We start from the raw sequence: 5900 nt of genomic DNA on the forward strand, positions 1-5900 counted from the left end.
TATCCATAGGTTTTTTTAATCGGAACGATAAGCCTTTTTTGTGTTTCTTCGAACGCTAGTTTAATACTAACTTAATGTTATTAATAGAAATAGTTTCAGTGACTTGTATACTAATAGCCGACTGTTGAGGCGCGCTAATGAGTCACATGCGATATTGAAGATTACGTGTGGTTTGGCAGGCAAAACAGGAAAGATGTGATAGCCAACCCATTGCTTATTAAGCTTGCGATGTTTGATACCGAGGTTTTTGTAAGTAAATATTGGTTAGTCACCAGCGTCAATAACAGAGAACACTTACTAAATTAAACGGCGAGTTTTTGCTTCATGCTTTCCGTTTCTGAGGAAATAAGATACGAAAAGCCTGATAGACGCCAAGTCAGTTGTTTAGACGAATGACTTTATTTTTTCTAACAAGGTGTCTTTGTGGAATGGTTTAGGCACATAGTCGTTCATGCCAACATCAAAACATCTACGAATGTCATCATCAATAACCGACGCGGTCAGCGCAATGATGGGGGTGTGACTCAGGTTGTTTTTGCTCTCATAATCACGGATGTCTCTGGTCGCTTCAAAACCGTCCTTCACCGGCATCATGCAGTCCATAAGAATGGCTTTGTACCGTTTACCCTGATTGATGAGATCTACGGCTTCCTGGCCGTTGTTGGCAACGTCGTAAGTTAAATGCGACTTCTGCAATAACGTGGTGGCAACCAGTTGGTTAACTCGATTATCCTCAACTACCAATACTTGCGGCTGAGTGCTTAAGTTACTGACGTTTACCAAAGAAGGCGTTGTAGACGGTTCAGCTAGCCGTTCTTTTTTCGCCTCCCAGATAGGCGTGACTTGACCGAGCGCCCCATTTTCGACGTTGATTGACGGACGAAGTGCTTTTAATAGCCTTCTTCCGAGTAGAGGGTAAGTCACCAGCCCATGAACCTTACCGCCGTAGTCACGATTGCCGCTATAACCAAGGCGAATTACCGTAATGTTGGACTGTGTCACGTCACTGATGGTGTTGATGTGCTCAAGTGACTGTTTGGGTTCCGATTCCAAATACACCACGGTCAAGTTTAAGCGATGTTCATCTTGTATAAACGCCGAGACATCGTTGTACATGGCTTGGACGTTGAGCCCGAAATAGGCGATCTCATCCAATATGTGTTGATGCCAACTGAGGTTATTGTGAATCAGGTAAAAAGGCGGGATATCATCAACGACATTAACGGTGTCCGTTTCAAATTCGAGTTTGGCGTCAAAAAAGAAGCGACAGCCCAATCCTTTGTCTGAATCGAGGCGAATCTCGCTGTTCATTAGGTTTACAATTTTGTTGCTAATCGCTAACCCCAACCCTGTACCGCCAAATTGTCGGGTGGTGGAAGCATCTTCCTGAGCAAAGGGGCGAAAAATAACCTTTTGTTTGTCTTTCGCGATCCCGATCCCTGTGTCGATAACTTCAAAACGTAGCATCGCACGTTGGTTTTCTTTAGAGAGACACGTGACTTTAATTTTAATGGTACCTTTTTCAGTAAATTTGACGGCATTTGATAGTAGATTGAGCAACACTTGCCCCAGACGATACTCGTCCACGAGCAATGAAACGGGAACATCACGGTCGATACTGATGTCCAGTACCAATCCCTTATCGGAGATGCGGCTGGTGATCATGTCTGCTGTATCATAAATGAGTTCGCGAATGTTGGTTGAGTGGAGCGATAAGCGCAGTTCACCGGATTCAATTTTAGAGAGATCCAAAATATCGTTGATGAGCCTCAACAAATGCTGAGAAGACGTCTCAATGGTGCTTAGGTATTCCCGTTGACTGGCATACAGCTTGGTTTCGGACAGTATCTCGGAGATACCTATGATGCCATTTAGTGGTGTACGAATCTCATGCGACATATTGGCAAGAAAGCTGCTTTTTGCCCGATTAGCTCGTTCTGCTTTCTCAGCCTGTTGGCGGGCAAAGTCGCGCGATTCAATCAGATGACGCTGATTTTCCCGTCGTTCTTTAGTCAGTGTGTTAATCTTTTTAGCAAATTCTGCAAGTTCATCATTGCCTTTTACCATCACAGTTGATTGCGACGTATTGGTGTCGGCGTCTTTGAGAAAATTAAGAATTTCTGGCAGATAACCCGCAACGCGGTGGGCTAGGTTGAGACTGATGGTAAAGATGAATACGGCCAGTAAAGAAACCAGCGTGATAAAAGCGAGACGTTTGGTTTTGAAATCCGCCACTTTGCTGTTGAGCTCCCGAGTCAGGCCGATTTCAATTTGTCTTGCGACGCTATTAAGCAATGATAAGCGTTGATCCAGACTTTTAAGCCCATCTCTGATCGCTTGCTCTGACATATGAAGCGCCTCATCGTTGTTAAGCAGTTGATCACGAAACCGGGCACTGGATGAGAATGCCGGATGCGAAAACGTGTTCAACAGCATCTGAACATGGCTTTTATCAGCGTTAATCACCAAAAAGCGCTCAATATAAAGTTTCTGAAAATCGAAGTAGTTCTGAATTCTCTTATGGTTGTCATGATGAGCCTGTTCTGTAGCCCAACTGTCGCTTTGACGAGATTCACGATGGAAAAACCAGTTCTCTTCAGCAGCCCAAAGCATTAACCATTCAAGTTGATACAGCGCTTTTAAATGTCCTTCAATCGTCGGAATCCCTGTGTGAATATCGACTTTTTCCAGGTGCAACAACATTTGCGAGTGGAGTTCTGCCAACCAAGTGGATAACTCGTCGCTCTCTTTCATGCTCTTGGTCTGAAACAAATCGGATTGAGTTTCTGACATGTCTAACAACAGGTTATTGATAATAACCTGCGTCCTGTTGAGGAAACGCAAGGGGAACAAGCTCATGCATACGATTGAATCGCTGTTGCTGTTTGGCGGCCTGATCAGCGATTTTGTCTGGGTGAATGCGCGCGATGTGAGACTCGCGGTGGTTAGTGGAAAGCAGTTGGATAAACTGGATATCGTGCGAAAGAATATCAATATTCTTCAGTTGAAAAGAGAGCTCGTCAATTTTTAGATATGCCAGATAGACGATGGTAACCAGCGGGACTACAGCCAGAATCATCACTTTATTTTTCATTTTAAAGTGGTTGAGGGAAAGCATAACGTCTCGTTTTTTATCAAGGCTTATTGGTAAGTTAGTAAATTTGAATGCACATACAAGAAAACCTAGTGGGTAAGATAAAGATTATTGGTAAGTTTTTGTGTAGAGATCACTAAGCGGCGACTGACGCGCTAAGTGGTGAGTGATAATATTGGCGAAATAGTATGCAAAGGATGGCATTTACTGTGAGCGATGTTGTTTTGCCCTTTGACACATTGAAACGCATAACACGATATTGGCCGAGTTCTGAAAATTGCCAACGCATTGAGCCCGTTACGACTGGTGCAACCAATCAGATCTATCGGCTCTCTGAGCCAGAAACGTTCTATCTGAGGCGATTTAAAACCGGCGAACCGCAAAAGATCATTCGTGAACATGCTCTGGTGGCGAATCTGAGCGAGCAGGCGTTACCTGTCGTTTTACCACTATGTACAATGGATAATCGGACCTGGGTTGAGGAGATGGGCAGTTTTTTTGCACTGTATCCTGAGGCACGAGGTGAGATTGTAAACCAATTAAGTTTGTCTCACGCGAGGGCGGCGGGCGAAGCATTAGCCCGGCTGCATCTGGGGCTGGTCGGTTACCGGCAAGACGGTTTCCCTGTCATTCCGTTGCGTTGGAGTCAGTCAAGCTGGGTCGCTCGACTGCAAGTTATTATCGACAGACTGCAGTCACAGGCAAATCCTACCGATACAGAACGTTGGGCTTTGATTCGCGCTAAACAGCAGCAACAGTTTTTGGCCAGTGACTGCAGCATCCACCACTATCAACCTGTGTCCAAACCGCAGCTTATTCATGGCGATTATCATCAATACAATGTATTTTTTGATGCAAACCGAGAAGTCAGCGCGGTGATTGACTGGGATCTGGTGTGTTGCATGCCAGTAGGCTATGAGATCGCTCGTGCGTGTATGTACATGCTCCAGTTAGACGCCGGACATTGTGCGGAGTTCGTCCGTGGTTACATCAAGTGGTCTCCGCTAACGAACGAGGCGCTGGATGATGGGGCGAAAGCGTGGGGCATCTATGCCGATCATCATGTGTGGGCTTTGGAGGCCGTCTATCTTCACGGCAACACAGCGGCAAAAAAATTTATCCCTCATCGAGAGTTCGTCCCTTTCATGCAACGCTGGCGATCGATGTTGGAACATACAGGTTTAAGGAATGATGTTGCCAATCATGTTTAACTTGAAGAGGAATGAGTGTCGAGATGAAAGGAGTCAGTATGGACAAGATTTTTGAGTGTGTTTCGTTCTTGCTGATCAAAAACGACCAGATACTGCTGGAGCAGCGTTCTCCTTTCAAAGAATCTTTAAGAATGCTACTCACAGACCGTACGAATTAAAATGGAGACGTCCGTGTCCCACACTTTAATTATCGGGTATTGACCAGTACGCCAACCGTTTCCGAAACGTTGCTCGCGCCTTGGTTGATTTCACTGATAACTCGTTCGGCTTCCGAGATCTGTTGATTACAGGTCTCGACCATGTGCTGAAGTGCCTTCATGGTTGCCAGCGCTGAACCTGTCAGTTGGGTATTTTTCTTCACAATGGTTTCAATCTCTTCCGTTGATGCAGTTGTGCTGGAGGCAAGCTTACGGACTTCATCGGCCACGACAGCAAACCCGCGTCCTTGTTCACCTGCTCGAGCGGCTTCAATCGCGGCATTTAAGGCCAGCAAATTCGTGCGTTCAGCGATTTGGCTGATGGTTGATACTATCTGATTAATTTCCTGAGACTGTTGATCTAAGCCGCTCATGATGTCGTTTGCTTCGTCGATCTGTTGCCCCATGTTGTGTGACGCTGACGTTATATCGGCCAAGACATTGGCTCCGCGCTCAGAGCTGGATACCGTTTGTTGCGACGTCGAATACGCCACTTCTGCTGCTTCTCGCACAGCAATCTGATGATTGACGCGTTCAGTAATATTGCTGGCAAATTTAATCACGCGTTCAACTTGCCCATGGTGGTTCTTGATTGGGTTATAGCTGGCTTCCAACCAAATTTTTTCACCGTACTTGTTGATACGGCCAAACAGGCCTGACTTGAAGACTCCTCGCCCAAGATCCTGCCAGAACTGAGGTTGCTCCTGGTAAAAAGATTCTTCACAAAAAATGTGGTGGTGCTTGCCCGCAATCTCATACTGGGTGTAGTTCACTGTAGCGAGGAAGTTATCGTTGGCGCTGACGATAGTGCCATCAGGTTCAAATTCAATCATCGCCAAAGATTGATTCAGCGCGTTCATAATGGCCGTTTGACGATCGGATTCATGCTTACTTGAAGTCACGTCGGAGGCGACTTTCATGACTCGGCAAACTTTTCCTGATTCATCAACTACAGGGAAGTAGCTCGCTTCCAACCAAAGCTCCTGACCCGTTTTCGTCACGCGTTCCACAGTGCCGGTATAGCTGCCACCGCTAGCCAGTTCACGCCAGAAGCTTTGATACTCGGCTGAGCGAAGGAGTGCCTCCGGACAGAAAATCCGGTGATTTTGCCCTCGTATCTCGTCGAGCGTGTAACCGACCGTGGTGAGAAAGAGATCACTGGCGGTAATAATATCGCCATCAGGTGTGAACTCGATGGTCGCCATGTTGTGCTGAAGTGCATTCAAAGTGTTCACAGCAAGCGCTGTTTGCGCCTGCTGTTCTGTTGCATGGGTATCCTTGGTGAATAAACGGCTCATAGACTGAAGTATTGGCATGACAAGTTCCTAAATCAGGATAGACAGTACAAAAAAACTGACGAAAATTTGTAATTATTGGCCCTGCTTCTTTTAACAATTT

The 5900-nt window shown here is 45.9% G+C and carries 4 protein-coding genes; 1 reads left to right on the top strand and 3 read right to left on the bottom strand.

Annotation, left to right across the window (positions count from 1 at the left end):
• Positions 1-384: 384 nt before the first annotated feature.
• Positions 385-2793 (bottom strand): hybrid sensor histidine kinase/response regulator, encoded by a 2409-nt coding sequence (locus tag CAG65_RS17910; protein ID WP_161454499.1) that lies wholly within the window; start codon positions 2791-2793, stop codon positions 385-387.
• 13 nt (positions 2794-2806) lie between these two features.
• Entirely contained in the window at positions 2807-3118 is a 312-nt protein-coding gene (locus CAG65_RS17915; protein WP_161454500.1) for a hypothetical protein, read from the bottom strand.
• Between the two features lie 185 nt (positions 3119-3303).
• Here CAG65_RS17915 and CAG65_RS17920 point away from each other — a divergent pair, with 185 nt between their 5' ends.
• A complete protein-coding gene (locus tag CAG65_RS17920; protein ID WP_161454501.1) occupies positions 3304-4305 on the top strand; it encodes a phosphotransferase in 1002 nt (333 codons plus the stop codon).
• Between the two features lie 187 nt (positions 4306-4492).
• Here the strand turns inward: CAG65_RS17920 and CAG65_RS22395 are convergent, their stop codons facing one another.
• Complete coding sequence (locus CAG65_RS22395) at positions 4493-5818, bottom strand: methyl-accepting chemotaxis protein (protein WP_161454502.1); 1326 nt, start codon at positions 5816-5818, stop codon at positions 4493-4495.
• Between the last annotated feature and the right edge of the window lie 82 nt (positions 5819-5900).

This window comes from Vibrio sp. V39_P1S14PM300 (genome assembly GCF_009904765.1).
In the GTDB taxonomy this organism is placed as follows: domain Bacteria; phylum Pseudomonadota; class Gammaproteobacteria; order Enterobacterales; family Vibrionaceae; genus Vibrio; species Vibrio proteolyticus.